This is a genomic window from Natrinema sp. LN54 (genome assembly GCF_052439245.1).
GTDB lineage: Archaea > Halobacteriota > Halobacteria > Halobacteriales > Natrialbaceae > Natrinema > Natrinema versiforme_A.
Genome location: NZ_JBQVRP010000008.1, coordinates 56,237 through 82,891, shown reverse-complemented (window position 1 = coordinate 82,891; position 26,655 = coordinate 56,237). Strand labels below are relative to the sequence as shown.

The following is a 26,655-nucleotide window of genomic DNA, read 5'->3' as shown; positions in this document are numbered from 1 at the left end:
GAATGATGTTGTGTCCTCTGTATTCAGAGAGAGGTTTCACAGAGCCGTTAGTCTCTAAAATGATTCTGAAGTGCAGACAGAAGCTTCGAGAGTTGATGACTTGTGTCCCGGTGGGGATTCTCCAATAGGAGGAACTGCGACCACTAATTATGGTGGAGGGCCGTTTCAGTTCTAAATTGAAGAGGTCATGAACTGATGTTGCGTCCCGAGGCCTACTACACATGATATACTTGGACCATGCCGCGACAACGAAACCCCACGAGGAGGTTACCAGATCGATGCAGCCGTATCTCGAAGACCACTACCGCAACCCATCGGCGGTCTATGCGACCGCCGAGGCTGACGCGGTCCGCAACGCACGAACAGCAGTCGCCGATCTCCTCGGTACGAGTGCTCGGAACATCGTGTTCACGGGCGGAGGGAGCGAAGCAGACAACCTCGCGCTCAAAGGTGCCGTCGATGCGGCTGACGGGCAACACGTCGTCACCACGACTATCGAACACTCAGCGGTGATTGAGACGGCCAACTGGCTGGAAGACCACGGTATCGACGTAACACGGGTGACTCCCGGGCGAGACGGCCGTGTCGATTCAGCGGACGTCGCAGATGCGATTCAACCGGACACAGCCATCGTCTCCGTTATGCACGCCAACAACGAAACCGGGGTCATCCAGCCGCTGGAAACTATCGGCGAAATCACCGACGAGCACGATGTCCTGTTCCATTCGGACACGGTCCAGTCAGCCGGGAAGATTCCAATCGACGTCGATGAGCTCGGACTCGACTTGGCGAGCCTCAGTGCGCACAAGTTCTACGGACCAAAGGGCGTGGGTGCGTTGTATGTCCGTGACGGCGTCGAACTGGAGCCGATAATTCACGGCGGCGGTCAAGAACGGGGCCTCCGTAGCGGAACCGAGAACGTCCCAGGGATCGTCGGGATGGGGAAAGCTGCTGAACTCGCTGTGGATGACATGGCGGAACGGAGAGAACGACTGGGTGAACTCCGTGATGAACTGGTCGCCACACTCCAGACCGAAACCGATGCAACCCTCGTCGGTCACCCCGACCGGCGACTTCCGGGCTACGCGATGATGGGATTCCCTGAGTTGTCGGGGGCTGATCTCGTTCAGGCATTCGCTGACCACGACATCGCTGTGTCGAGCGGGTCTGCGTGCCACTCCGGTGATCGATCCCCCTCGCGGGTTCTGATGGAGATGGACATCGATACGAACCTGGCATTCGGCGCGGTTCGGTTCTCACTGGGCCGTGATACGATGAGCGAAGACGTCCAGTACGTCAAAGATCAACTCGGACGCGTTCTCGAAGAGGCGAGGAGATGAGCGACGTCGAGAGCTTCATTCGATTCTGTGAGAGCGAGTTTGGGACGGCGGTCATGGATCGCGAGGCCGCATACGTGAAACAGCACGTCGATACGGACGACCGGATTTTGGACGTTGGATGCGGCATCGGCTCGCTCGAAGAACGGTTTCCCGATCACGAAATGATCGGAGTGGATCGCTCGGAGGCGATAATCCAGGCAGCACAGGATCGAGTTACTGCACCGTTCGTTCTCGGTGATGCGACCGCGCTCCCTATCGCAGCTGCGTCCGTTGATGCTGTCGTCTCCGTCTCGACACTCGAATTCATTCCCGATATCGGTGCAGTCCTTGCGGAAGCGACTCGCGTACTCGCTCCTGGAGGGACTCTCGTTGCACTCATGTTGAACACACGTTCCGAGTACGTTCAATCGAATCTCCAGCGAGAAGGTTCCTACTTCCAGCGGATGGTTCACCGGGACTCTGAGGCGTTGGCGGACACGATACTTGAATACATTGAGGGCGACCAGGAGTTCTTCTTGGGTATCTCCGACGAGCAAGTCTTCGAGAGCACAGATCCATCGAAAGCCGCGATCTCAGCGGTAGTCGGGACGCTGCCCGAGTGACCACAATATCCTTGTCCGGGTTCCGTGAACACGAACTACATGACTGACTCGTCCGATCCGGACTCGTCTCCGCTTTTCGAGGCGAAAGAATTCGACGAATCATCTGTATTCTCGCCGGAAGCACTGCTGGAGAACGCTCGACGGCAGAAAGACCTCCCAGAACACTCAGTTCCGGATATCTGTATCCTCGGTCCAGATGGAGATATTGTGCGCCGGTTGTCGGCCACCGGCGAAGCACACAAAGATGAAGCGTGGCCCGGTTATCACACTGACCTCTATCGGTTCGAACGAAACGGCGAGGAGTTCGGAATTGTCGGGTGTGCTGTCGGGGCACCGTTCGCTGTGCTGCTTGCAGAGCAATTGTTCGCCGCAGGCTGCCAGTTTCTCATAAGCGTCACCTCCTCAGGACAGATCGTACCCAAGGACGATCCGCCCTACTTCGTTCTCATCGAGCGTGCGCTCCGCGACGAAGGAACGAGTCACCATTACCATTCGACGGGTCGCTATGCAACTCTCGATGAAGAGCTTCGTGCTTCGGTCGAGGAGAGGTGCAGAACCGTGTCTCGACCTGTATACACAGGAGCAACGTGGACAACGGACGCACCGTTTCGGGAAACGGAGACTGCAATCGACCGTGCCCGATCAGACGAGATTCTTGCTGTCGAAATGGAGGCAGCAGCACTCTACACGTTCGCCAACGTTCGAGAGCAGCCAGTCGTTTGCTTCGCCCACGTGACCAACCAAATGGGGCAGACAGAGGAGGATTTCGAGAAAGGGGAAGCAGATGGGAGTCAGGATGCACTAGAGGTAATCGACGCGTCTGCTACGGCTTGGAGATCTTTGAATCGACGTATCCAGCGATAAGTTCAGGAACGATGTAATGGTGGGCACAGCATCATTCAGTGATTGATTTTCTGATTTCCGACGAGTTTGGCTGTACGCGAATCCCGGTGACATCCACTTGCCCTATCGCCCATCGAACGAAAGCAAAATCAGACCCGTTCGACTGACAATTGCCACGCTATCTTGCGATTACTCCGTTCCAAATGTATGGGCGCTGCAGAATTCAATCCAAAAATGGCCTCGTTTAGACCCAATGAGGTAGAACTGTATAGAATCTCAATAGTAATGGTCAGAGATGGTCCTTAATTAACTGTCTTAAGGTTGTGGCTGCGCGCGCAGCGACGGTCTCGTGAGCGGAGCGAACGAGAGCTGGGAAGACGAACGTAGTGAGTCTTCCGAGCGAGCACGGAGCGGAGGGTGGGAAGGAGGGGTCTGGGTCGGTCTGGCACGTAGCAAAAAAGAAGGCCGCGTTAACCAGCTACTCCCACCACCGACCGCGTTCAGGGAACTGAAGGGTTGACCAGCCGGTGACGGCCAGTGAGACACGTCCCTCGTACCAGTTCCGCGCCGCCCCATGAATGCGCACTCGTTCGCCTTCCTCGATCCACGGCGCTTCTGATTTCTCCCAGATGGTCACACGCGTCTGGCCACTGTCATCCGCAATGAGTCCGACCTGTGCAATGCTTGGATGCGATGGATCCCAGAGTGTCTCGACACGCCCCTCGATGCTCACTTTCTGTCGACTCACATCCTCGAGTGTCCCGATTGGCACGATCTGTCCTGGTGCTGTCTGCAACTCCTCGAACACACTGACGACCGCACTCGTGAGATCCTGTCCGTCGGCGACCACCTCGGCCAGCCGCCGACTGATTGCCGCTCGAGACCAGCCATCGAGCTTTTCGGCTAACCGTATCGACTGCTCGTTCACGGCCGCCAGTTGCGATCGTGTGAGGTCCGTCTGGGGATCCGGTCGCTCTGGATCCGCCATCGGCTCCACACTCGCTGCCCGCTTCTGGAACCGTTTACGCCGCTCTGCACTTCGTCGTGCAGCGATGTCTCGCGCCCGCTTCGCTCGTCCCTGCTGTTGTCCGAACTCGGCTTGTGCACTGATCCGCTCGAGTTCCGCTTCTCGAGCCCGAATCCGCTCTTCTTGCTCGAGGGTCGCACCGTGAATCCGGTCGTCGTTTGTGTCGACGATCCCGTCCGGGTGGTTCGCATCCACCTTTGCTTGGACCTCTTGCTTGACCGTTGCCTCGAATTCTGGCGTCTCGTCGACGACCGGGAAGCTGTCGTCATCGACATCTTTCTCGTCCGCCTGTTTGAGTGCCTGTTCATCGACCGTAACGACCTTGCTACTCGAGTTGTTACTAGACATTGGAACTCACTAGTTCCGAAGGCGCTCACGCGCCTGCCACCGCGATGCCCTTACATCGCGGTTTTCCGACGACACTGACCGACTAGATCCATCTGCGCGCTCTCGCTCGCGCCTTCGCGAGCGCCCTACTGGGCGCGAGCGAGAGCGCGCCTGAATGAGGTGTTCCAACCAGTACCGCGCGCCGTCCGCCCGGAGCGAGCGGCCAGCACACAAGCCGGTTTCGCGTCCGGCGAGCGAGCGACGTCAGGAGCGAGAGAGACGCAACCGAAAGCGCGCTTGGTGCTGGCGCCGAGGGCACATGCATTTTAGCCCGGCAGCCCGCCCGCGACTGCAGGCAGGCAGCCCGGAATGGTCGGTCGCGAGCGACGCGGAGGTCTCGTGAGCGAAGCGAACGAGACATCGGTGAGCTTTGCTCACCGGAAGGCGGCAGAGGCGAGCGGGGCGGGCCGTTGGGAAACACCGTCTATCCGGATTCGACGCTCGGTCACACAACCGATGCCTAGCGGACTCAGAGAGGGCGAGGCCATCTTGATCACCGGGAAAGCTCTGCTCCCACGGGAACTCGTCAGCCGGAAATCCGTTAATATCGAGAGTCTAGTAGCGACGCACGGGTCTTGATAAACCGCTTGTACTTGCTGCGGGGCGTTTCCCAGCCCTTGGTAGAGCAGTTCATGTGGTTCCGGTACGATCGTTGATGGCAGCAAGTTCCCTTAGGAGGAGATGTAGCCGATCGATTGTGTCGCAATGTCTTCAGTGCGTTCCTCGATAAGAGACGTCATATGAAGTTCGACCTCTGCGGCACTGTTGAGGGTCGCAAGCGACCACGGAAGTACGTGACTCTGTTCTCCGAGTGGATCGCCCTCGTAGTCGTTGTCGCGGAGCGTGAGTGATTCTTCATGATACGCCTTTGTGGAGATTAGGACGGTGATGAGCTGTACACCGTGGTTTGGGAACTGAGGTGTTCCCAGAACGAGCATTGGACGTCCTTTGTCCGAGAGCGGATCGGTCCCCCAGATAATGTCACCACGTTTCAGTTCATCGAACGCCGTCACCGTACTTCCTCCATCTCGTCAGTTTTCAACTCCTCGAGATGCTCTTCGCCGTACTGTTCGTCTGCAGTCTGGTGGTGCTGGTGAAGTCGGTAGGCGGTTCGGAGCCGTTCCTCGTTGTCTGTGATCGCCCAGTACGGGCGCTTGTGCCGCACAAGACCTCGTTCCTTCAGTCGCGAGAGAATCGCACTGACAGCATCTGTATCCAGCTCAAGTTGTTCAGCGATCGTCGCCGCCTTCCACGCTCGGTCGTCGTTCTCATCCAGGAACAGCACGATTTGCTCGGTGTCATTTCGGCCCTCGAATTCGTCGTCGTCGGCGTTCTCGAACTCGTCGATATCGATGGTGCCGCTCGACATAGATTGATGTTGGTGCCGTTGATCCATATCTGTTTGGGATGTTTGTTACAGCGATAGCGAGGAGAAACACTCCATATCAACTACACGTCACAACGAGACTCGAGACGGGAGAATCTGTTCGATTCGACCAAGCGCGGCACCCGAGGAAACGGCGTATTCGTACGAGGGAGGGTCCGTCCTCCGATACCCGGTCGAACTAGTTACTCGTCGCTCGAGTCGAATTCATCGACGTACTGGTCTTCCCACTCGCGCCGGGCCTCGAGCTCGCGCTGGCCGCGGGCAGTGATCGTGTAGTAGTTCGTTCGCTTGTCGAGTCTGCCTTTTTCGACGAGGCCCTTGTCGACGACCTCGTCGAGGTTGGGATACAGCCGGCCGTGATGGATCTCCTTCTCGTAGTACTCCTCGAGTTCGTCTTTGATCGCAAGTCCATGGGGCTCGTCTTGGCCGGCGATCACATACAAGACATCACGCTGAAAGCCAGTCAGATCGTACATATCGAAATTATTGGATATGGAGATATAAGCGTTCCGAGAACTAGTGAAAGAAAATGTGTTTCAGGGATAGCATGTACGTGAGAAGCAAGTCTCAGATCTTGACAAAACCACAGCGGACGACTCGCTCATTCGATGTCGAGCGCTGTCTCGAGCTCGTCCTTGAGATCGTCCATGGTCTGTGGGCCAAGTCGAATCTCAACACCGGCTGCAGTGAGAATCTCTGTCATCTCCCAGCGGGTGATACCAGCTCGCTCTGCAGCCTTCCCTAGGGAGATTTCACCGAGCACGTAGAGCCCGATAGTAGTGGCGAACTCCACAGTATGGTCGATATGGGGGCTGCAACGATCAGTTGTCATGGGTTATAGGTGTGTACTCGAGCGGCAGCGTCATTAGTGTGTCCTCGTCTGACGTCGTCGATTTGAGTTGACTGGCAATTCCTGAATATGCCAGTAACGAGTGTGTTTCGAGAGGCTGCCACTCCATACTACGAGTGCCCAACTCAGCTATCGATCCAAGAAGCGAGGACTATAGTAGCCATTAGAACGTTTCATTCAGGTATTATCGTTGAACTCTCCACACTATGAGTCTCAACAACTTATCAATCATCCGCTGAATATGCTCCGTCTCGCTTCCGAACGCTCTCCACGCGTAAGATGCGTTCTTCCGATCGAAGCCGACACCCCAGTCGATAGGTCCCAACTCGTAACTTCTTGTACGGCGAATTAGTCAATGGCTCAAGGAAGTCAGCTGGCTCGCGCCACTCTGAGGACACGACATCATCGAGTTTCGTGATGATTCGGTCCTGTGTTTCTGTAGGTAACTGCGCAAGTTGGTTTTCTGCTCGAGACGAAAATGCCCACTCCCAATCGTCGTCATTCGTCGTCGGACCCATATGCTGCTTTGATTTCCTCGCTCGAGCGGCTCTCACCGTCATCAAACTGTGCTTCACTAATTGCAAGGTCCTTCCAGAACCCAGCACCCTCCGGATGATTCACTGACTCTCGCAGTGCGTAGCGAATAAACTCACTTCGGCTATTGAATCCCCGCTCGCGCCACGTCTCATCAACGACCTCGCGGAAAGACTGGGAAATCCGAAGGTTGATTCGTTCAATCTCAGGATCACCATTGTTGGTTTCAGCTTCGGACATACGCTTGTACGTTCGTAGTACATACACAAAACAGTACCGTCGAGATTGCTGAAATCAGATTATGGCCACACCTCACAACCGGTCCGTACAACCACGCAATGCGTTGTTCGTCTCCCTGGTTGATTACAGTCATCGTTGAACTCCTCACCCCTCCGGGAGTCGATAAACCCGGCGGGGAGCGATGAATCGGGTTTCAGTCGCCGTCCCCAACGAATTGCTTTGCACGGCCCCAGATCGAGTCGCCTTTATTAGCACTGGCCTCATCCATCTCGGGGTTCGAAGCCTGATCACGACGCTCGAGTGTCTCCTGACAGTCTCTGAGTTGTTCTCGAAGCGCTTCGTTGGTCGCCTCGAGGTCGGCAATACGTTCGTCTTTCTCCTCGAGCGTTGTCTCGAGGTCGTCGACGCGGTCAGTCAACAGTCGATTCTTCTCGACCAGATATGCATGATTTTCCGCTGGTTCGTCACGACTGCCGGCGGTCGACGACTCGCTCTGTCTGGAATTCGCGTCACTCGAGTTGTCTCGAGCGTCCGGATCGTAGAACTCAGACGTGCTTGTAATCGCTCGTTCGATGGTCTTTTCGCCGTACGTCGATCCATCGGCGTAGTGGACGTCGTCCCATTTTTCGCGGAGAAGCCCTGATTGGCGGAAGAGGGTATCCACTCGAGTGTGGTTGCCGCCAGTCCAAAACGCCAGCAGACAGCATAGCGCCATATCAGCCTCTGACTGGCTTTCGTACCCAGCCGTGTTCCCGTTCCACAATCGCTCGAACTTTGACCCGTTCGACGCGTTTCGGGCCTTTTCGAGCAGTTCCTCGTCCTCGAGGTCAACGTTGGTATCGACTGCTGTGCCGGTCGAAGCCTGCTCGTCAGTCACACCACGGTACCCTGACTCGGACGCTCCATCGCTCTCACTGTCTTGGACGTATTCACGATGAATCGCCTCGAGTGCATCCTGTCGACGAGCAACGCGACTAGGAGACTCCTCGAGGGTGTCACCAGTCACGGTGAAAAACCGGGCTATGTCGTACAGTTCAATGTTTCCACGTCGATTCCGTCCGTCCGGGAGTTCTCCCTCAATGAGCACATGGAAGCCAGTTCCCGAGGGAGAAATCTCCGTATAGGAATCAAGCCGCTCGATAATGTCCTGTGCTGCGTCCTCGACGGTCTCAGTCTCCGGATCTCGGCAGTCATCGAGATCCACACCAACGATAGGATCATCGTCGGTAAACACGAACCCGATGCCATTTGCATCCCCCGAATCGGCGTACTCGAGCGCAGTTTCGACCGACGCCCATGTTTCGGGATCCGTCGAGGAGGCGAACTCACCACTCATAGGTGTCACCGGGATCTTGGTCGGCTTCCCGTCTCGAGACTCTTCTCGCCAACACACCCACTGGTCGCGCTCACGTAACTGCTCGGGAAGTACCGAAACTGTCTGTTCAGACATCGCCGATCCGCCTCGTACTTCGCGTCCATCTGGTCGCATACCACCCATCAGTATGCTGATAAACATGCCATTGGCTGGTAGACTGTCCGTGACCCTGTCCAACGGGTGCAACCCGTTGTATACTAGTTGGTTTTTGCCTGAATTTTACCCTGGACAGTACCCCAGTCTGGTGGTTTTTACCCCGGACACCCGTGGATCGGTTTACCCCGGACAAACAATTACCCCGGACAAGAGATACAAAAGAGGGGAATAGACAGTAGAGAAGACTATATACGGCCAAATTACTGAATAATCCACAAGTGGAAACGAGCCACGTAGCACCGCAACCAATTTCCATAACCAATATGTCATTCATCATTGGTCGAGTAGGTGGTTCCCCTCGGCTGTCAGGTCGATTCCGGTGTAGACATTCACTTTATCGCCGCCATCTCTGACGCGATCACTGTCACAGTCAACAGCGTTCGCAAGTTTCCGTCCGAACCAGACCGTATTCGTTCTATATAGGTCATGGAGATCAGTCCAGTTGGAGTACGCTTGAAAGAGTTCGTTCTTCGGCACTTGCGCTCCATCAATTTCCCTCACATACATTGCTGCGAACGCTTCCACACCATCGCTATTCGGATCGATATCCATCGATACATCTGATTCTAACCCATCCAGTTGGGTCTCCGCTCCTTGATTCGAAGTCGACCTCTCAGAGTGAGTCGAAGCATCGGTCGAGGTACTGGGCCATAACTCCATATCACCAGAGTCCTTCGACAGTGAACGCGTCTCTCCACGGTGGAAGAGTATTGGACTGCCGTCTTCTGAGAGAATCAATACAATATAGCTATCACGTGAAATGTCTGTCTCCAGTAGCTCGATATCAGGGACAAACGGCCGTTTGATCAGCGTCCATTCATCCTCAAAGTCGTCTCTCGAGTCATAGACATGGGTTTCTCCAGCCTCGTAGACAGTATACTGCCCGGCTTCACGATCATGGCTATAGTAGGCTGGCACACTGTCTTTCGAGAGTGGACCTTCATCTGGGACGCGAGCAAACGCTGTTTCACCATCTGAAAGGATTATCTCACCATTCTCTCGTGTCCAAACCGTCCGATTCGTCTCAGACGTCTTGGGACGAACGGCAGTAACGCCACCGTGAGCGGTCGCACCCCCGCCGAAGGTCACGACCTCGTCGCAGTTATAGAACTGTTCAGTGCCATCAGCCCGCTCTTGCAGCGGTGGCGAGAGGATATTCTCAACTCGAGTCGCCCACTCTGTCTCGGAGTCGCCAGGTCGAACGACGAAGATCGGAATTCGATCCGCCTCGTGGGCTCGCTTGAGGTTCTGCAAGACCTTCACGGGTCGCTCTGGCGTCGTTGTCTCAGCCTCGATATTGAACACGACGTCGTGATCTGGATGCGTCGCGATGGCGTCCGGTTGCTCGCTTCCGTCCTGCTCGAGGATTTCGACACTGAATCCACGCTCTGTAAGCACTGTTTCCGTCTCGAGGAGGACTGCATCGTGTGTAGAGCCACCGGCAGATCTGACAGTGCCTGTCTCCGGTTCGACCACTGTTTCTCCGTCGTCAGTGAGCCGAGCTACGATATTGTCGTTCTGTAGCGTAACCTCGAGTAACCGAGATTCCTCACGAACATCAGGCAACTCTTCGGGCGCAACGTCGATCTCAGTCTCAGTATTCTCGAGACGGGCCGCGAGTTCCTCGTCGACGACAGTGACATCGACCCATCCGTTTTCCGCCCGTACGCTTTCTCGAATCTGAACTGCACGAACGGCTTCTGCCATCGTCTCTTCGAGAATCTGCTTGGGGTTCGCTGCTTCGTTCGAATCACTATAGATGAGATCCTGCAGGATCTCAGCATCCGTCAGCGGATCAGTCCCATACCGCTCGAGACTCTGTTCGATGATTCGATCAACAGCATCTGGTTCCCGAAGGGGCGGATACGGCGGAAACGTCCGGATTAAGACGGGTTCAGAGTAACGCCCGCCCGAGAGCGGGATCCGTGTCCACACTTTGAACTGGTCGGTCGTGATGAGGTCCTCGGCCGTGTAGTCACGGAAGCGTTTCATCAACAACTCAGCATCGTCGCTGTCGTTGACCGAGAACGTGAGAAGATTATCACAGTTGTTCTGCATTGCTTTCAGCGTGTTCTCGTCAAACTGGGAGGGATACTGCGAGGCCAAGGTCACAGAGAGACGCATCGATCGAGCACGGGCTAGCATCGACTCGATGTCGAGGTTGTCGCTCGCGATATCGTCAAACTCGTCACAGAGAACGAAGTAGGGTTCTGGCTGGGTGTCGAGTTCGTACGATCGCCGCTGAATAGCACTCCACAAATTCCGCATGACGCCGAGGGTAACCATCTTCTTGATGTCCGTATTCTCGACCGGCGTTCGAACGATAACGATCCGATCGTTGTCGATGATATCTCGGAAGTTGATCGTACTCTCGCGATGGGCGATAATCCGCCGAATCACCGAGTTCTCAACCCACGACTTAATCCGTTTCAGCAGCGGCCGAACTGTCTCTTCTTCCATATTCGCAATCTCGAGACAGAATTCTCGGATATAGGGATCCTCGACGTCGAGCGCGAAGTCCTCGCGACGATCGGCGTTCAACAGAATGAAGTACATATCGATGACCGAAAACGGCTGCTCGGATTTCATCATCGCCCGGGCCATCGACTCGGTGATTGCCTCCATGTTGATGCCCCAGTAGTCGGAGGTGTCGAAGACCGCTTTCAGGTTCTCGACCCGGTTTTCGATCTCATTCTCGAGTTCCTCGGTCGTCTCGCAGTCGGGCACCTCGAGGAAATTCATCCCAACCGTGTTTTCGTGGGTGGTCGATCCGGGCTCGATCCAGACCACGTCCTCGAGACGGTGTTTGGGAAGCATCCGGAGCAGTTCTCGAGAATCGCGTCCCTTCGGATCAAAGTACGTGAAGCCGTAGCCCGAATACGCCCACTGCACCATCATATTCAGGAGCTGAGTCGTCTTGCCGTAGCCGGTCGTCCCAGCGATCCAGTTGTGCCGGAAGAGCGAGTCAAATCGGAGCGGTGCCTCACGGAAGCCAGTCTGGGGATCCTCCGTATAGCCGACCCAGAGAGGGGACGGTGCGTCGTACATCCCAGCTTCAAACATTTCTCGGACGAATGGACCTGCAACCGTCCCTTCGTCGGCCGTTTCCGTGAGGATCGACTTGCCACCGACACGGGTCGTGTCTTGGTCGACAATCTGGTATTGTTCACCAGCGGCTGATTGCTGGTCAGACGACAATGGCGTGCTAGTCGTGGCATCTGTCTGGTCGTCACCGGATGCCTCGTCTCCTGATGTGTGCTCACTACGTTGGTTGCCACTCGAATTATCTCCACCGTGTCCGAAGAACCGATCAAATACCATCGTACCCCTCCTGATCGTGAGTAGGGCCATCACCGGGAACTGCTGCCTCGTCGGGCACACCGGATGTCTGACCACCAACCGGTGACTCCTCAGCATTGTATCGAGACCCATCCGATGGAAGCCGGTCACCACGCTGCGTGTACCGCCAGTCGATCTTCGGCGTCTCAATTTCCGCATTGGGGATATGTGCGACGCCGGCGAGTTCATCGACGGTCATGATCATACGGCGATCGATCCACTCGCGGTCGCGCATTCGAGAGAGGAATTGTCGAAGTCGTTTGGCTCGTTTCCGCTCGTTGCGATGCCAAACTGGATTATCGTCGAGTCCCTGCTCCGTGATCGCGTTGTAGTACTTCCTAAACATCCCTGCGACACCGCGGGCTCGAGCCTCAGCCTCGGCCTGTTCACTCGAGGCCGCCAATACGCGAATATTCACATGGAACGCCTGTTGCCCGCGTTGCTGTTCGATCGTCTTTGCGGCCTGCTTGTCCTTGGCGCTCGCTGGTCGTGTTCGAGGGTTGAGCCACCCCACGGATGTCCCTTGGCGAAGTGCGTGAGCGAGTTCGTCGACGCTATTGTGCTTGAAGCGATCGCCGTCAGTCCACGACTGCTTTGCAGGCCGGAAAATAACCTGTGTAACGACTGTACTCTCGTCGAGCGACAGCATCTCGCTTGTTATCTCGCCGTAGGGATCCGTCTCGAAGCCTTCGCTGTTGTGATGGCGGATTGGGTAGTACGGAATTTTCTCCATCTCGAGCCAGGCGCCGGCGACGTACTGGTCAGAATCGATGACCGGGAACGCACGGCCCTCTTCGACAGGGAAAATCTCACTGTTCGCGTAGTTGTTCCCGACACGCCGTCGGAACTTGTCTGCGGCTGCCTCGGTAGCAGCGTGCATATAGAACGAAATTTTGCCCTCATCGAACCAGACCTCGAACGAATGGTGATCACTCGTATTCTTCCCGCGGAAGTTCGTTGTCACGTCGTGAACTGACTGTAGGACGCCGGCCCCATCCACGACGCCGTTGTTCTCCTTGTAGGGGCGGATTCGAAGGAGTAGTCCTGGCGTGTCTGCTTGCTGCTGAACAAACGATTCCTGGTCTCCAAACTCGAGTTGCGTCGCCTCGTACTGGGGCGATGAACCGAGCAGTTTCGTGAAGCGGTTGAGCGGAGTCATGGTCTTAGTTGTCACATTCGGAGTTGATCGGATGCTGTTCGGGAGCTGACGCTCCGCCATCGGTCTGGATCGATGCCTCTTCGCTGCCCGTCTCAAGAGCCTGCTCGACGACTGCATCGAGGACTTCCGTCTTGCTCAGATCTTCCTCGAGAAGCTTACTCGCCGTCTCAGCAGTGATGTCGAGTCGGGTCGCAAGCGCGTTTTGCTGTGCTTCGGTTTCGACGAATTCCTCGAACGCGAGTAGTTCCGCTGACTCGTCGTTCATCGCCTGTTGGATGAAGGCCTGATCTGCTGGATCGTAGTCGATAACCCGCTTTTCGAACTCGTCTGCGACCACGTGCAAGGGATAGGTGCCGTGTTCCTCAACGCGAACGAGTGCCTGACTGTAACCGAGGTCCGCTTTCCCGGCGTCGGCACCTCTGACGTACTGGCGCTGTTCTTTCGTCAACCCGATTTTGTCCGCCGTCCGGTCGTCCAATTCGGGGAGTTTGTGGAAGACTTTGATCGGACACATCCCGATGATCTTCTCTGCCTGCTCAGTCTCGTAGAACTCCTGAGCGGTCTGGGAGAGCAACACCATTCGAAGGCCGGCGTGGCGCTGGTGGCGGAACGCCGTCTCGAGGAAGTCGAGATTTGCCTGATCCTCAAAGAGGTAGTGTGCCTCGTCGATCGCGAGTTCGACGTTCCGTTGGGTGTTCTTCGCCTGCTGGTAGATCGTCGACAGCAGCAATTGCATCAGGAACGTCTGCCGATCGATCCCCGAGGCACTCCCCTCAATCTGGCCCAGGTCGATGTAGACGACCTTGTTGTCGCCCTCGAGAATATCGATTTCCGAGCGGTGAGAGAGGTTTGCGTAGGAGCCACCCTCACGGAACGGCTGGAACGCAATCGCGAGTTCGTCTGCGTACTGTGCAGCACGTTCGCGAGCGGATTCGGATGCAGCGATGTTGTGCTCGTCCGGGTTCTCAGCGATATCACAGAGGATTCGGTGGACGTCCTGCATCGTCGGCGAGTTCTCTGACGTGTGCGTCGAGACGTCGTCCTCAACGACCCCTGCCTGTCGATAGGCTTCGTCGATCACATACGAGAGGACACCTGTCTCAGCCCCGAGTTCGATATCACGAGCGTCGAGGAAGTTCTCAAGGACGGCGTAGACCTCGTCTTTCTTCGCTGAAAGGGGAGAGACCCCATCGCTGGACTCGATCACATGCTGGGGCGTCTGACGGATCTCGAGGGGATTCAATTTCGTATCGCCACCGACGGTGATCGTCTTCGCGTTCAGGGCGTCTGCAATACCGCGGAAGCCGCCGACTGGATCGACGAGGACGAGCATCGTATCGTTCCGGCGCTTCATCATCCGCAAGTGGCGCATAATCCCACCAAACGTCTTTCCAGCGCCGGGCATCCCGACGACGAGTTCGCTGTGGCCCGTCTCGAGGTTCCATGGGTTGATTCGAATCGGAGAGCCGTTGTGGCCGTGATAGCCGTACTCGATCCCGTCGTCCATCATCTGGTAGTTCGATGAGAACGGAAACATCGCCCCGATCGCCTGATTGGTCAGCGTCGACATTCGATCGCGACCGAGTTCGTTCCGACCGAGCGGTGAGACCGTTGTGAGTCCTCGCTCCTGCCATCGACTCGCGACTTTCAGCGTACAGTTTGCTGGTGCGTCTTTGACAATCGAGCGCAGTCGAGTCGTCTGATTCTCGAGTTCTTGCTGACTCTCGGCAGCGAGGCGAATGAACACACCACCCCGATAGAACGACGCTTTGTTCGCTCGGACGAGCGACCGCATGTACTTCGCCTGATCGATATCGTCTTGCAGATCTTCGGCTTTGAGACTGTTCGAATCGTGCTGGTTGATCTTCAAGTCCGAAATCCAATCTGCCATCATGTCCTGGGCCGACTGACTATCGAACGGATCGAGATGGATGCTGAGATCCGTCTGCAGATCTGTCTCGAGTAAGAGTCGCTCGAGAAGCCCATCAGATGGTTCCTCAGGGAACTGTTCGATCCAGAAGGTGCGAACGTACGTCTCGTCGTTGATCACAGCGTAGGTCGTCTCCCAATCGATCGACGACGGGGCAACCACTGACTGGTGCATCGTCGACGTGTCCGGCAGACGATCGGCGTTGGGAACCGACGGTTCGTCAGCAGTGTCTTCTTCATTGAGATCCTCGAGGGAGTACTCCCAGTCCGCAGTTTCGTCACTGCTGTCGTCCATCGCATCAAGGACATCCTCTGGATCTGGCGTTGCTGGCACACCATCGCTGATGCCGTGAGAGACGACTGGGAACGTCCCAATCGCGCTCGTCATATCAGCATAGTCTTGCGATTGGCACGTCCAGTACTCCTTCGTGACTCGAGCGAGGTCATACGCGTCGACGGGGCTGATCGAGCACCGATAGAGCGACGACCCACCGCGGCGGAGTTGCGCGAGTCGCGATTCGAGGTTTTCTTCTTTGAGTTGGTCGCGCTTGGACTCACTCAATTCCTCAGACTGAAAGCGACCAAAGAGTCGCCCGAGAGCTGGTACGTCTGCGAGATACGCTAGAACGCTGTCACCGGTTTTATCGAACTGCTCGATGTCGCTGTCGGTCACCGCAGTGATGAGATAGTACTCTCGGATTGTCGTCGTTTCAGAGTCAATATCCCCGTTTTCGTTGGTATTAGCTGCGACGTACTCCTCGAGGAGGCGTTTCAGGACTGGCCGCGAGCGAACGTCAGCATCGCTAAGTCGATTTTGGTGTTCGCGAACGACGTCGTCCTCGTCGATTTCGCGGCTGGTGATGTAGATCTTCACGGGGAAGTCAACAGTCGAATTGACGAACTCTGAAAGTGACTGCACGGCCTTCACCCAAGCCTCGTCGTCCTCGAGGGCCATATTCGCTGGCTCGACTTTCATCGCTCCGACGAGTGCGCCATCGGTTCGTTCGATGGCGTGTGGATACACCCGGTTGAGACGGGTCAGATAGCGAACTTCGCTATTGTCCTCACCACCGTGCGTGTACTCCTTGTTCTTGATCGCCCAGCCAAATCGAGCGACGAGCCATTCGGTGAGCCAGAGGTAGTCGGGTTTGACTTTGTGGAGGAGGAAGAGAAGGATTGTGAGCATAATCCCGAAGCCGAGAACCGGGATCGTCAGTGCAGCGGGGACGAACGTTGCTGCGATGACGGTGACGAATGCCACCGTGAGAAACAACATGAGCTCGCCAATCGTGTAGCCTTGGAAGAACGCTGTCGTGCCACCCAGTGATTGATGAATTTTCCGCGCGTTGTACTCGCTGTCTGCTGTATTCGAGCTCATCTGAATCACCACCTCGAGACCTTTTCTTTGGTGTTTCTGAGTCCTTGCTTGGCTTTGCTCGACGTTTTTCGTGTGACCTGTTTGGCGTCGTCTTTGGCTTTATCGCGCATCCGGCCCGAATCCGATTTCCGGAGGGTGTTATACTGGCGTGCATGGGCTTTCGTCGAGTTCGCTGATTGACCCAGCTTGTACGCTTTCGAGTTGCTGTTCTCGAGTTTCGTCTGCCCGGTTTTGGTCACCGGACCGTACTTTCCGTTTGCGTAGCCCCGGTGGACGTTTCGGGCACCACGCACAGCACTCCCAGACGCAGCTTTTGCTTTGCGGGCCCCAGTAGCAGCCGATGCCGGATTCGTGGCAGTGACACTCTTCTGTGCGATCGTCCGAACGGCAGGGCTGCTCCAGTAAACGGTCATGATCATGGCAATAACCGCTGCGGGTATCAGCGTCAACCCAATGAATAGCGCGAAAAGCTCATTTTGGCCAAGTGTCTCAATACCACCGACCTCCCACCCAATTCGGAAGAGAAGCGCCGCTGGAACCCCTGCGAGTATGAGCCCTGGGTAAATCCCTGCTACTTGACGAGCCATATTCGCTGCTGGAGTAAATGGCCAGACTTCAAGCGCCCAGATAACCCCTAGAAGCGGCATAGTGACTGTTAGCACAAATATTCCGATCCATCGAAGGGCAACGACGAATCCAGCAACAACTAGGAAGAAATTCGAGATAACGACCATCGCGAGGATCACAAACGTCCCTCCAAGAGTCGCTTGAATAAGTCCACCAAGGCCTGCAGACATATCTTCTATTGGAGCGATCGTTGTCCCAATTGCATCGACAAATTGCAACGGGATCGAGACTAACGGGAACCAGACGAACGTCCCCATAAACACGATTCCGAGCCGTCTCATGAGTCGCTTCCGACGATACTCACTTATCGACCCTGCGCGGAGACCGATGAACGAGAACGAGATAATCACCATCATAATCGCCAAGGGCATAATATACGCCAGATAGACATCCTGGTACAAACTTGCCCATGGCTCTCCACTTGGGCTTCCAACAACAATATATTGAGTGTCAGATTCCGGTGCCGGAACACCGACAATGGGCTCCAAGAGCGCTCCATAGATATCGTTTACCAGCCCGAGAATTGCGTCGGTGAACCTCTCAATAACGTTTTCAATCCCATCTTCGACTTGGTCCTGCAGCCATGGCATTTAGCTCTCACCACCAGTAGAATCCGAGTCAGTTGGACTGCCCTTGACAATCGTAAGGTCACAAGACTGGTCATCACCGTACTCGATTTGCTGTGTGTACGATGGATCTGCTCCCACCTGGACGACAGCTGTCACTGTCATCGGTTCAGTTCCTAATTCGCTACAGTCCAACGAACCTCCTGCACCACTCGTCTGGTAGATTTGCCCAAACGAATAGGCAGTCGTCTCTCCGGGCGGCAAGTGTATCTCATGATGATACGAGACTGTGTCGTCTCGACCTAACTTGGCGGCTGGTGCGCCTTCCCACTGAAGTTCTGTGAGTAAGGAGGGGATCGTTCCTTCGTTCTCGATAACAACTGCTGCATATTCATCCCAGACTGGTGAATTCTTGTCCCAGTCCATATCCGGATTCTCTGCTGCCCAGAGTACGTCGGTGATTTTGCACTCCGCATCGAGCGAAATCGTTGTCGAGTCGATCGGATCATCGCTTTTGAGACTCTCGAGGGCAACGAGTTCGTACTCGCCAGTCAGGAGATCGTCTTCATACCTGCCGAGAATCTCGAAGACAACTTTGGTGACACCTTCCTCGAGACGTGCTTGGTCGAATAACTCGCCATCCGGATCGACGAGATTGATGAATTCGGTTGCACTCTCTCCAGTCACTTCGACCTCGAGATTCTGCTCGTTCATCTCGACGGTCGCGAAGACATCGCTATCTTCAGTGCTGAGTCCGGTTCCATCCGCTGTACTGTTGTTCGACGGATTCGTGGAGGAGTCCGACGTACAGCCAGCAAGTGCGGCGGTACTCAGTCCGATACTGGCAAGCACTGATCGGCGGGCGATACACCTCTCGTGAGTTGGATTGTTATCTGTCATCGGTATCTGTGAGTCCAAGGAACGTGCCGCCAGTCAGGTAGTCAAACCCGTAGACAGCCAGGGCAACTGGGAGGAACCAGAGCAGCGTTACGAGCGCTAACTGGACGAGTTGAGCGAACTTCGGATACTTCGGCGGAATCTTCGCCCGATCCTCTGCGGTGGCATACATCGTCTCTGCACGCCACCAATCCTCGGCAACGTACGTTCCGTCGACTACGAGCGATGGCCGCTCCTCGAGTTGGAGCCGGGCCATGCCACTAGTGTTGACGGGAGCCGACTGGTTGCCGACTTCCACGCGCCCAGTCGTCACTGGCTCTCCAGTTGCGTTTTCCGTCACTGTTGCTTCGACGACCGCTCCCGAGGAATCGGCCTCGAGTACGGTCAGATTGAGATTGGTTTCGCGAACGATGCCGTCGTCCGCGAGCGAGACTGTTTGTGACTGGCCGCGAACAATGCCGTGAACGGTGACCGTGTCAAACGAATCGGCTGTAATCGATTCCGACTGCAGCGCCACGGACGATGAGTTTACGTACTGATCGACAGGAGTAACGTCGATTGCCTCAGCAAGGGACGGCCCAGCATGTTCACTCCCCCAGGCGTCTTCGATCTCGAGCGGTGGTTCGACCGTCTCCGTCGCGCCGCTCGAGACGTCCGGTTCCGCCTGCATGGGAACCGCGTAGAGCTGTGCCGGACGCACTGTGGAATTTGTTCGAGTCGTCCCAGTCTCTGTCCGTGAAACCATCGTGTGCCAGCCAGTGTCGCCGGCGGCATAGAAGCGCCAGTTCCCGTAAACTCGTGTGTTATCGTCGATCTCAATTGCCGACCAGACGGCACCCGGGTGAACGACAGCGCCCGTCTGCTCGCCATCGGTTTCGAATGTCGTCTGGGTTCCAGTGGCCGTATCGAGCCGGTTGACAGTAGTGTTGCGTGAGTCGGTCACTGTGAGTTGTTCGGATGGATGGGAGAGCTCTGTCTCCCACGAGCCATCACAGGAGTCCGTACTTCGATTATACTCGTCACACGTCCGCCGTTCGTGGCGGAGTTGAGCAGAGATATCCACTGCAACTGTCAGCGTTGGGTCGTCTGAGAGACCGCTATACTCGAGGGTTGCCTGGTGGCTTGTGTTGGAGTCGAGTTGCTGACCATCGGCCTGGAGCTCAACTCCATCGAGTTCCGCTTCCTCGAGGGACCACTCCTCACGTACTGGACCGCTCTCACGATCGTCTGGAACCGCGACTCGATAATCAGCTGTCGCAAGTACCTCGCCTTTCGGTGCGATATATGTGGTCGACTCGGTACCCGACTGGAGGACCGTCGATGGCTGAACAGCGAAGATGCTGGCGTGTGCGTCTTTGATGTACTGGCCATCCTCGAGGTTAGCCGACTCCGGATGAACTGACGTTGCTGCATCACCAGCGGCATACTCACCGAAATCGCCGCTATTCCACTTCTCGATATCCTCGATTGGATCGTCGAACAGGTAGTCCGTCGACCTCGAGAGGCGCTGTGTGAATTCCGCAGACGACGATGCGTTCGCAACGAAATCGTCGCTCGAGAGGTTTTCCTGCTCTATGTCTTCTGACCACAGCAACTGAAACCGCGACTCGTTGACGCCGTGATCAGACCCGCCTGGGGGGATCGCTGGACTCGAGTGTGGCTCTGCTGCGAGAGCTGCAGTGGTACTCGCAAGGCCACCCAAGAGGCTACTCGTGCCGAGGAGGGCGAGCACGACGAGCATCGAACGAGGTGTGGCCATCTGTGAAGGGGTCAGAATGGCTGCACGCAACTCGAGAACTCGAATCCCATCTGACTTCCAACATTATCGATGAGCTCGGGCGAGATGAGCGCAAGGACGATAATCCCGAATCCAACACCCGACATCACCAGTCGCTCTTTGGCGGTGTTCTTTTTCTCGGGATTGCCACCCGCGCGCATGTACGAGAGCCCCGCTCGACAGACGTAGAAGCCCGTTGCAGGGAGTCCAAGCCCAGCAATTGCCCCAAAGACGATGGTGATCCCCGTTTCGACGCCAGTTCCACAGTAGACATCACCGACATCCGACTGGGCAGTCACTGAGCCAGTCATAATGACGAGGAATGCCATCCACATGGCGACTGGGAGTATCTTTGGTGACACTCGAGCGAACAGGGCTCGGAACTGACCTGAGAGCGTGGATTTCTCAACAGGGCATTTAGCAGACTGTTCGACGGAATCGTGAGCGGGACCATTACTCATATGGAAGAATATCTGGGTGTAGTGTGTCAGGCTGTGGCTGGTAGGCCTCGTCGTTGGACAGCGATGCAACCAGGCCCTTGAAGTCGTACGTTGTATCACGACTCACATCGGTAACCAGTACGTCCCAGGGAGGGGTGCTCTTGCAACCGATCAATCGTGTAGTCAGTACGTCTCGAGCGAATCTGGAGACACTGGTACTGCTACTCCACCTGAGAAACACTGCGGTGGCAGATATGACTGGAATTCGTGTGTGAGCAGTCTTGCACAACATTATTTCATTTTCTAATGTCAGCACTGAATACTCATTATTGCCATCACATAATAGTTACTATTAGATTCAGCAGTCGGTGATTTATAATCCACATAAGTGTTATCTACCGATATTGACTATTGAAAAATATCAAAGAACTAGAATACTAACTCGAAATGCTCGAGGTACCACTATAAACCCGCTGAAACGGCCTTTCTACTGAAAGACCGAATACAATTGAGTTGATACCTGTTTATGGGGCCCGGACAAGAGTGCTCCCGCTGCGATGCATTCGATGAGGCCGATCACGAATTTCGTCGGTGAGCAGCGCTCTTCGCGATAGGCTGGATCAGTGATGCAATTGCTATTGGCCAGATCGACCCGCAGGTCGCCCGCGTTTCGGCGGGCAACCTGTGGAGCCTCGCCGCCGACCGAGGCTACGACGCGAAAGCATTCCGCGACGAACTCCGCGAAAATGGCATCAGACCGCTGATCAAGCACCGTATCATAAACCCACACGATCACGCTCACAACACCCGCATGGACCGTGATCGGTACAATCGTCGCTCAATGGACGAAACCGTCTTCTCAAGCATCAAGCGTACGCTCGGCGCAGCCGTGCGTACGCGGAGCTGATGGCTGAAGTTCCGTGAAATGATCCTCAAAGCTACCGTCTACAACCTTCGCCAGAGCATCCGATATCCGTGAAATCAACCGCTGTATACCAAAACTACAGAGCCGAATGATTGGAGTAACTACGAGAATCGGTTTGAATCGTCGACGATCAAGACGGTGATGGAAGAGATCTAAGTCGACAACTGCTACTATCCGCCGACCGATCCTGACGAATTGAGTGACCGATTCAAGTCTTCTCCGAAGTCCGGTCGGATGTATCATGGGCTCAAAGATTTTGCTGAGAACGCTGCCAATTTCTACCGGGAACAGGGTAGCTCCAGGACGGCAGAAACCCTGATGGACGAACCAGTTTTCCCGAAGACCAGCAGAGAAGCAGCGAACAGGTAAAGCAGACAGTCACGCAGAAAGTAGGAGGATTAGCGGAGGACACCACAGAGTAGTGACAGGGAACTGAATTGATGGAGAAATAACTGGCAGGTATAGTTTTCCAGTAGCGTGTTTGCGAACGCCAAGCGTTATGGATTCTTAGCTCTACGTGAACCCATGGGATCCTCGGGTTCGGCTCAAGACGTATCTACGGAGGACGTTCGAAGTCTTTTTACACGGTTAGAGGAGCCATCTGCACCGATTGCTGCTGTGGAGGTCGCCGAGAAACTGGAGTGTACTCGTCAAGCCGCTCGTCAAAGTCTCAAGGAACTCGTTGAACACGGTGTGCTACAGACGAAGCAGATTGGCGGTGCGACTCGGGTCTGGTGGCAGGCTGAACAGGAGGAGTTTGCTGCCTTTGTTGATGCAGTCGAAGACTATGCCATCTTCAAGCTCGATCCAGATGGTAATGTTGCCAGTTGGAATACTGGGGCGGAACGAATCAAAGGCTACGGGGAATGCGAAATCATTGGTGAGGATTTCTCTACGTTCTATACCGAGGAGGATATCGACTCTGGAGTCCCTAGAGAGAACCTCGAACTTGCGGCAGAAGAGGGCCGTGTAGAAGATGAAGGCTGGAGGGTCCGTAAGAACGGAAGCGAGTTCTGGGCGAAAGTCACTATCACCGCCATTCGTGATAGTGATGGGACGCTCCAAGGATTCACGAAGGTCACCCGGGACATGACCGAACAACGGGAGTACGAACAACAGCTGCAACAGGAACGCGATCTCACTGAACAGATCTTCGAGACCGTCCCGGTCAGTATCTATACGATCGATTCTGAAGGCGAGTTCATCCGAGCAAACCAGCGAGCTCTTGAGCGTATTGATAGCGAAGAATCTGAACTCATGGATTACACTGTCGAATCGTGGGAGATCTACGATAGTACGGGAGAGCCGATTCCTTTCGACGAGTATCCGTGGACGCAGGTCGTCGAAACCGGTGAAACCATCTACGATTACGAGTGTCAAACTGATGTTCCGGACGGTCGTCGTCGGTGGCTTTCGATTAATGCCGCTCCGATTCAAAGTGAAGAGCACGAAGACGATCGAATCGTATTTTCTGTAGACGATATCACGGAACAGAAGGAACGTGAGCAGCAACTCCGTCGAGAGTCCAAACAGACTGAGAAGCTGTTGCGGACGGCACCGATTGCGATTGCCGTTCAGGATGCCGAGGGTGAGACGGTGATGGCAAATCAACGAGCCCAAGAAGCTCTTGGGTTATCTGAACAAGAGATCATTGAGGAGCCTGAAAACCCTGACGAGTGGGAACTGTACGATGTAGATGGTAACTTGGTTCCTCCTGAGGAAACACCATCCGCTCGCGTTTTAGCGACTGGAAAGCCAGTATCTGACGAGAAATTTATCTTCGAGCTACCGACCGGCGAACAGATGCATTTCCGATTGAATGCGACTCCGATATTTAGCTCCGACGGGACCATCGAACGTGTGATAACGACCGGTGAAGAGATCACGGAACTCAAGCGACGTGAACGACAGCTTGAACAGCGCAAGACCGAACTTGAGACAGAGTTGAGCGAGATTCTCGGTCGGATTTCTGACGCGTTCTATGCGCTTGACGACGAGTGGCGGTTCACCCATCTCAACGACCAGGCTGCCCAGCCTCTGGAACAAACGAAAGAAGAACTGCTTGGTCAGAAGGTTTGGGATGTCATGCCTGAGGAGTCAGAGGGTCTTTATCGAGAGAAGTATCAAGCAGCGATGGAGAAACAGGAACCAATCAGCTTCGAGGTGTACGAGGAAAACTTCGATGCTTGGTTGGAATACAGTCTTTACCCCTCGGATAGCGGGCTTTCGGTCTACTTTAGAGATGTGACGGAACGAGTGGAGCATGAGCGAGAGCTGACGAAGTATGAAACGATCGTTGAGACTGTTGATGACGGGATCTACGTCAAGGACGAGGAAGGGTGCTTCACGATGGTCAATGAGGCCTATGCAGAGCTAACCGGCTATAACCGTGAAGAACTGGTTGGAGAGCATGCCTCCTTGGTCGTCGACGAGTCCGCAGTCGAACAATCGAGAGAGATAATGGCTACAGCCGATGATCGGGCTGAGAATCCGGTCTTAGAAGCGGAGATTCAGACGGCAGGGGGTGATCGTGTCCCTGCAGAGGGAACCTTCGCAACGTTACAGACTGACGCCGAACAGGAGGAAGTCGGCATTGTACGAGATATCACCGAACGGAAGGAGCGAGAGCAGGCACTCCGTGAGCGTGAGCGCCATCTCCAACGGTACAAGGAGTTCACCGACGATATTCTGGATGCTGTTGGAGACATATTTTATCTGCTCGACAAGGACGGTAACCTTCAGCGGTGGAATGAGAGCCTCAGTGATGTAACGGGGTTCTCAGATTCGGAGGTCGGATCAATGCATGCTCTGGAGTTCTTCGACGAAGACGGGAGAGAGGAAATTTCGGCCGCTATCGCTGAAGGGTTCGAAACCGGGGACGCACAGGTAGAAGCCGAAGTTCTCACCAAGGATGGGGAGTCTATTCCCTATGAGTTCGTTGCGTCAACGGTTAAAGATCCTGATGGGAATGTCGTTCTGACAGGGATTGGCCGTGATATTACTGACCGTCGGCAGTACGAGCGCAAGCTCGAGGAGTCCAATGAACGTCTCGAACAGTTTGCATACGCTGCGTCTCACGACCTCCAGGAGCCCTTGCGGATGGTTACGAGTTATCTGCAGCTTCTTGAAAACCGGTATAGTGATGAACTTGATGAGGATGCGGAGGAGTTCATTGAGTTTGCCGTCGATGGTGCTGACCGGATGCGTGAGATGATTGAGGGACTGTTGCAGTACTCACGGGTTGAAACGCAGGGCGACCCGTTCGAGACGATCGATCTGGACGCGATTCTTTCCGATGTACGTGATGATCTTCAGCTGCAGATCGAGGAGAGTAAGGCCGAGATCACGGCTGAATCATTACCGTGTGTGGAGGGTGATCCCAGTCAATTGCGTCAAGTCTTCCAGAACTTGTTGGACAACGCAATTGAGTATAGCGGCGACGAACCACCACAAGTAGATATCTCTGCTGAACGGAACGGAGGAGACGTGCGTATCTCAATCCGTGATGAGGGGATCGGTATCGATTCCAGTGATACCGATCGTATTTTCAAAGTGTTCCAGCGACTTCACGGACACGACGAACATGAGGGGACTGGTATTGGTCTCGCTCTCTGTCGGCGGATTGTCGAGCGTCATGGTGGTGAGATCTGGGTTGAGTCCGAATCCGGTGAGGGAGCGACTTTCTCGTTCACGTTGCCTGCAGCAGATGAATCCGGCACCAATCGATAATAACCGGTTCTTCTTTAGTCGATGTTCAGGGTCTACAGTACTCACTATCAGCTATACTAAATTCGTCACAGGGATGGCAAGAAAGAGAAGAGAGTAGAAGTGTGAAATCCACTGCTGACACGGGTTATAGCAAAGGTTCGTAGTCGGGGAACACTTGCTCTGCTTTCTGGTTGACGGCGTATGGAGGTTTGACTGGTTTGTTGTCGTGGGATACGTAGTACCGTTCTTCGCCGAACTTTTGGATATGATAGTCTTCTCCGTCCGCTGTTTCGACCATGACACGGACCTCCTGTTCTTCAACAGTGTCGGTAGTTTCTAGATTAAGGTGGTGAGAGAAGTCTGCCCTGTCGAAATGCGGTTTCATCGTTGCCTGAACGTCTTCTGGGAAGATTCTGCACTGCTGACCAATGTGTATGGTCTACCTCGTGCGTTCGGTATTTCGGTTTCCTGGATGATGGTGGCATGTTCGTAGTCGTCCTTGGTTTTCTGCAGCTCGTACCCCAGGTTTTCGTCGTCTTCGATTTCGGAGGGAGCGGTCTTGACGAGTACAGATTTGATGGTTGCCTTAGCTATGATTGGCGCTTATCCGCGACTCTTCGGTCAGTAGACATCAAGCTTTGCATGTCGAGTAATCCTCAATCCGGTTTTAAGCCCGCTATGATGCCGTGACCTCACTTTTAGTTAGTCACGCCGGCGCGACATCAGATGAGTGCTGGCCGATCGGAATGTCGACGTCGATCTCGTTGTACCAGACAACCGGGCGCTTTGCTCGGCCGTTCTCCTCGAGGTCGACAAGGCCGTAATCGGCGAGTTCAGTGACGTTGTCAGTCACCTCCGGCGGGTGACGGTCAACGATCCGGGCGAGTTCACGAATGCTCTCAGGTTCATGGTCCACGATCGCCTCGAGCAGTTCAAGGTTCGTCGGCCGGAAGATCCGGCCGAACGTCTCGAGGTCTGCAACGGAGAGCGTCGACGGCTTCGGGTCGACACTCTCATCGGCATCGAGAGCTGCAAGCGTGTCCTCGAGGTCGCTGCGGTCGGACGACGAATTGATTCGGACGTGGAGTGTTCGGGTCATAGGTTTGGGGTTTAGGTCGGCCACCAGTCGGTTCGCTTGTCGAACGGAAGTGCTGCACGCCAGTCGCGAT

Annotated in this window: 20 protein-coding genes and 1 pseudogene; 5 read left to right on the top strand and 16 right to left on the bottom strand. The window is 55.1% G+C overall.

From position 1 onward, the window contains the following. The first annotated feature begins 221 nt into the window (after positions 1-221). The 3 genes from ACT4ML_RS19810 to ACT4ML_RS19800 are packed head-to-tail and all read left to right on the top strand — an operon-like array spanning position 222 to position 2,806. Complete coding sequence (locus ACT4ML_RS19810; protein ID WP_444722397.1) at positions 222-1,340, top strand: cysteine desulfurase family protein; 1,119 nt, start codon at positions 222-224, stop codon at positions 1,338-1,340. After that, a complete protein-coding gene (locus ACT4ML_RS19805; protein WP_444722396.1) occupies positions 1,337-1,942 on the top strand; it encodes a class I SAM-dependent methyltransferase in 606 nt (201 codons plus the stop codon). Before ACT4ML_RS19810 ends, ACT4ML_RS19805 begins: the two co-directional genes overlap by 4 nt. A 39-nt stretch (positions 1,943-1,981) precedes the next feature. Then, positions 1,982-2,806, top strand: a complete 825-nt coding sequence (locus ACT4ML_RS19800) for a nucleoside phosphorylase (RefSeq protein ID WP_444722395.1) — start codon at positions 1,982-1,984, stop codon at positions 2,804-2,806. A gap of 457 nt (positions 2,807-3,263) precedes the next feature. On the opposite strand, the gene ACT4ML_RS19795 is transcribed toward ACT4ML_RS19800, so the two are convergent. The 15 genes from ACT4ML_RS19795 to ACT4ML_RS19725 form a co-directional block, all read right to left on the bottom strand. After that, on the bottom strand, positions 3,264-4,160 hold the full coding sequence (locus ACT4ML_RS19795) for an SOSS complex subunit B family protein (protein ID WP_444722394.1): 897 nt from the start codon (positions 4,158-4,160) through the stop codon (positions 3,264-3,266). A 710-nt stretch (positions 4,161-4,870) separates the two neighbouring features. After that, entirely contained in the window at positions 4,871-5,212 is a 342-nt protein-coding gene (locus tag ACT4ML_RS19790) for a PemK-like protein (protein WP_444722393.1), read from the bottom strand. Beyond that, entirely contained in the window at positions 5,209-5,568 is a 360-nt protein-coding gene (locus ACT4ML_RS19785; RefSeq protein ID WP_444722392.1) for a MarR family transcriptional regulator, read from the bottom strand. Before ACT4ML_RS19785 ends, ACT4ML_RS19790 begins: the two co-directional genes overlap by 4 nt. A 200-nt stretch (positions 5,569-5,768) precedes the next feature. Then, positions 5,769-6,062 (bottom strand): PadR family transcriptional regulator, encoded by a 294-nt coding sequence (locus ACT4ML_RS19780; protein ID WP_444722391.1) that lies wholly within the window; start codon positions 6,060-6,062, stop codon positions 5,769-5,771. A 125-nt stretch (positions 6,063-6,187) separates the two neighbouring features. Next, positions 6,188-6,418 carry a UPF0175 family protein gene (locus ACT4ML_RS19775; protein ID WP_444722390.1) on the bottom strand — a complete coding sequence of 77 codons (231 nt, stop codon included), beginning with the start codon at positions 6,416-6,418 and terminating at the stop codon, positions 6,188-6,190. Between the two features lie 242 nt (positions 6,419-6,660). After that, positions 6,661-6,954 carry a type II toxin-antitoxin system RelE family toxin gene (locus ACT4ML_RS19770; RefSeq protein WP_006182421.1) on the bottom strand — a complete coding sequence of 98 codons (294 nt, stop codon included), beginning with the start codon at positions 6,952-6,954 and terminating at the stop codon, positions 6,661-6,663. Further along, positions 6,935-7,210 (bottom strand): ribbon-helix-helix domain-containing protein, encoded by a 276-nt coding sequence (locus tag ACT4ML_RS19765; protein ID WP_006182422.1) that lies wholly within the window; start codon positions 7,208-7,210, stop codon positions 6,935-6,937. Before ACT4ML_RS19765 ends, ACT4ML_RS19770 begins: the two co-directional genes overlap by 20 nt. 193 nt (positions 7,211-7,403) lie before the next feature. Continuing rightward, a complete protein-coding gene (locus tag ACT4ML_RS19760; RefSeq protein ID WP_444722389.1) occupies positions 7,404-8,660 on the bottom strand; it encodes a phage NrS-1 polymerase family protein in 1,257 nt (418 codons plus the stop codon). A 354-nt stretch (positions 8,661-9,014) separates the two neighbouring features. Next, positions 9,015-12,092, bottom strand: a complete 3,078-nt coding sequence (locus tag ACT4ML_RS19755) for a TraM recognition domain-containing protein (protein ID WP_444722388.1) — start codon at positions 12,090-12,092, stop codon at positions 9,015-9,017. Further along, on the bottom strand, positions 12,052-13,239 hold the full coding sequence (locus ACT4ML_RS19750) for a hypothetical protein (protein ID WP_444722387.1): 1,188 nt from the start codon (positions 13,237-13,239) through the stop codon (positions 12,052-12,054). The genes ACT4ML_RS19755 and ACT4ML_RS19750 overlap by 41 nt, the downstream gene beginning before the upstream one ends. Positions 13,240-13,243: 4 nt before the next feature. Then, the gene (locus tag ACT4ML_RS19745) at positions 13,244-16,546 is read right to left on the bottom strand and encodes a VirB4 family type IV secretion system protein (protein ID WP_444722386.1); all 3,303 of its coding nucleotides are present in this window, start codon (positions 16,544-16,546) and stop codon (positions 13,244-13,246) included. 5 nt (positions 16,547-16,551) lie between these two features. Then, a complete protein-coding gene (locus tag ACT4ML_RS19740; protein WP_444722385.1) occupies positions 16,552-17,763 on the bottom strand; it encodes a hypothetical protein in 1,212 nt (403 codons plus the stop codon). Continuing rightward, the gene (locus tag ACT4ML_RS19735; RefSeq protein WP_444722384.1) at positions 17,764-18,639 is read right to left on the bottom strand and encodes a hypothetical protein; all 876 of its coding nucleotides are present in this window, start codon (positions 18,637-18,639) and stop codon (positions 17,764-17,766) included. Further along, positions 18,629-20,377, bottom strand: a complete 1,749-nt coding sequence (locus tag ACT4ML_RS19730; protein ID WP_444722383.1) for a hypothetical protein — start codon at positions 20,375-20,377, stop codon at positions 18,629-18,631. Before ACT4ML_RS19730 ends, ACT4ML_RS19735 begins: the two co-directional genes overlap by 11 nt. 29 nt (positions 20,378-20,406) lie before the next feature. Then, positions 20,407-20,874 (bottom strand): pilin, encoded by a 468-nt coding sequence (locus ACT4ML_RS19725; RefSeq protein WP_444722382.1) that lies wholly within the window; start codon positions 20,872-20,874, stop codon positions 20,407-20,409. A gap of 622 nt (positions 20,875-21,496) precedes the next feature. Here ACT4ML_RS19725 and ACT4ML_RS19720 point away from each other — a divergent pair. Continuing rightward, positions 21,497-21,832 (top strand): annotated as a pseudogene (locus ACT4ML_RS19720) (transposase); the annotation flags it as partial. A 471-nt stretch (positions 21,833-22,303) separates the two neighbouring features. Next, positions 22,304-25,507: a PAS domain-containing sensor histidine kinase gene (locus ACT4ML_RS19715; RefSeq protein ID WP_444722381.1), complete on the top strand. Its 3,204-nt coding sequence runs from the start codon at positions 22,304-22,306 to the stop codon at positions 25,505-25,507. A 685-nt stretch (positions 25,508-26,192) separates the two neighbouring features. On the opposite strand, the gene ACT4ML_RS19710 is transcribed toward ACT4ML_RS19715, so the two are convergent. Then, positions 26,193-26,585, bottom strand: coding sequence for an HVO_A0114 family putative DNA-binding protein (locus ACT4ML_RS19710; RefSeq protein ID WP_444722380.1), 393 nt, complete (start codon positions 26,583-26,585; stop codon positions 26,193-26,195). Between the last annotated feature and the right edge of the window lie 70 nt (positions 26,586-26,655).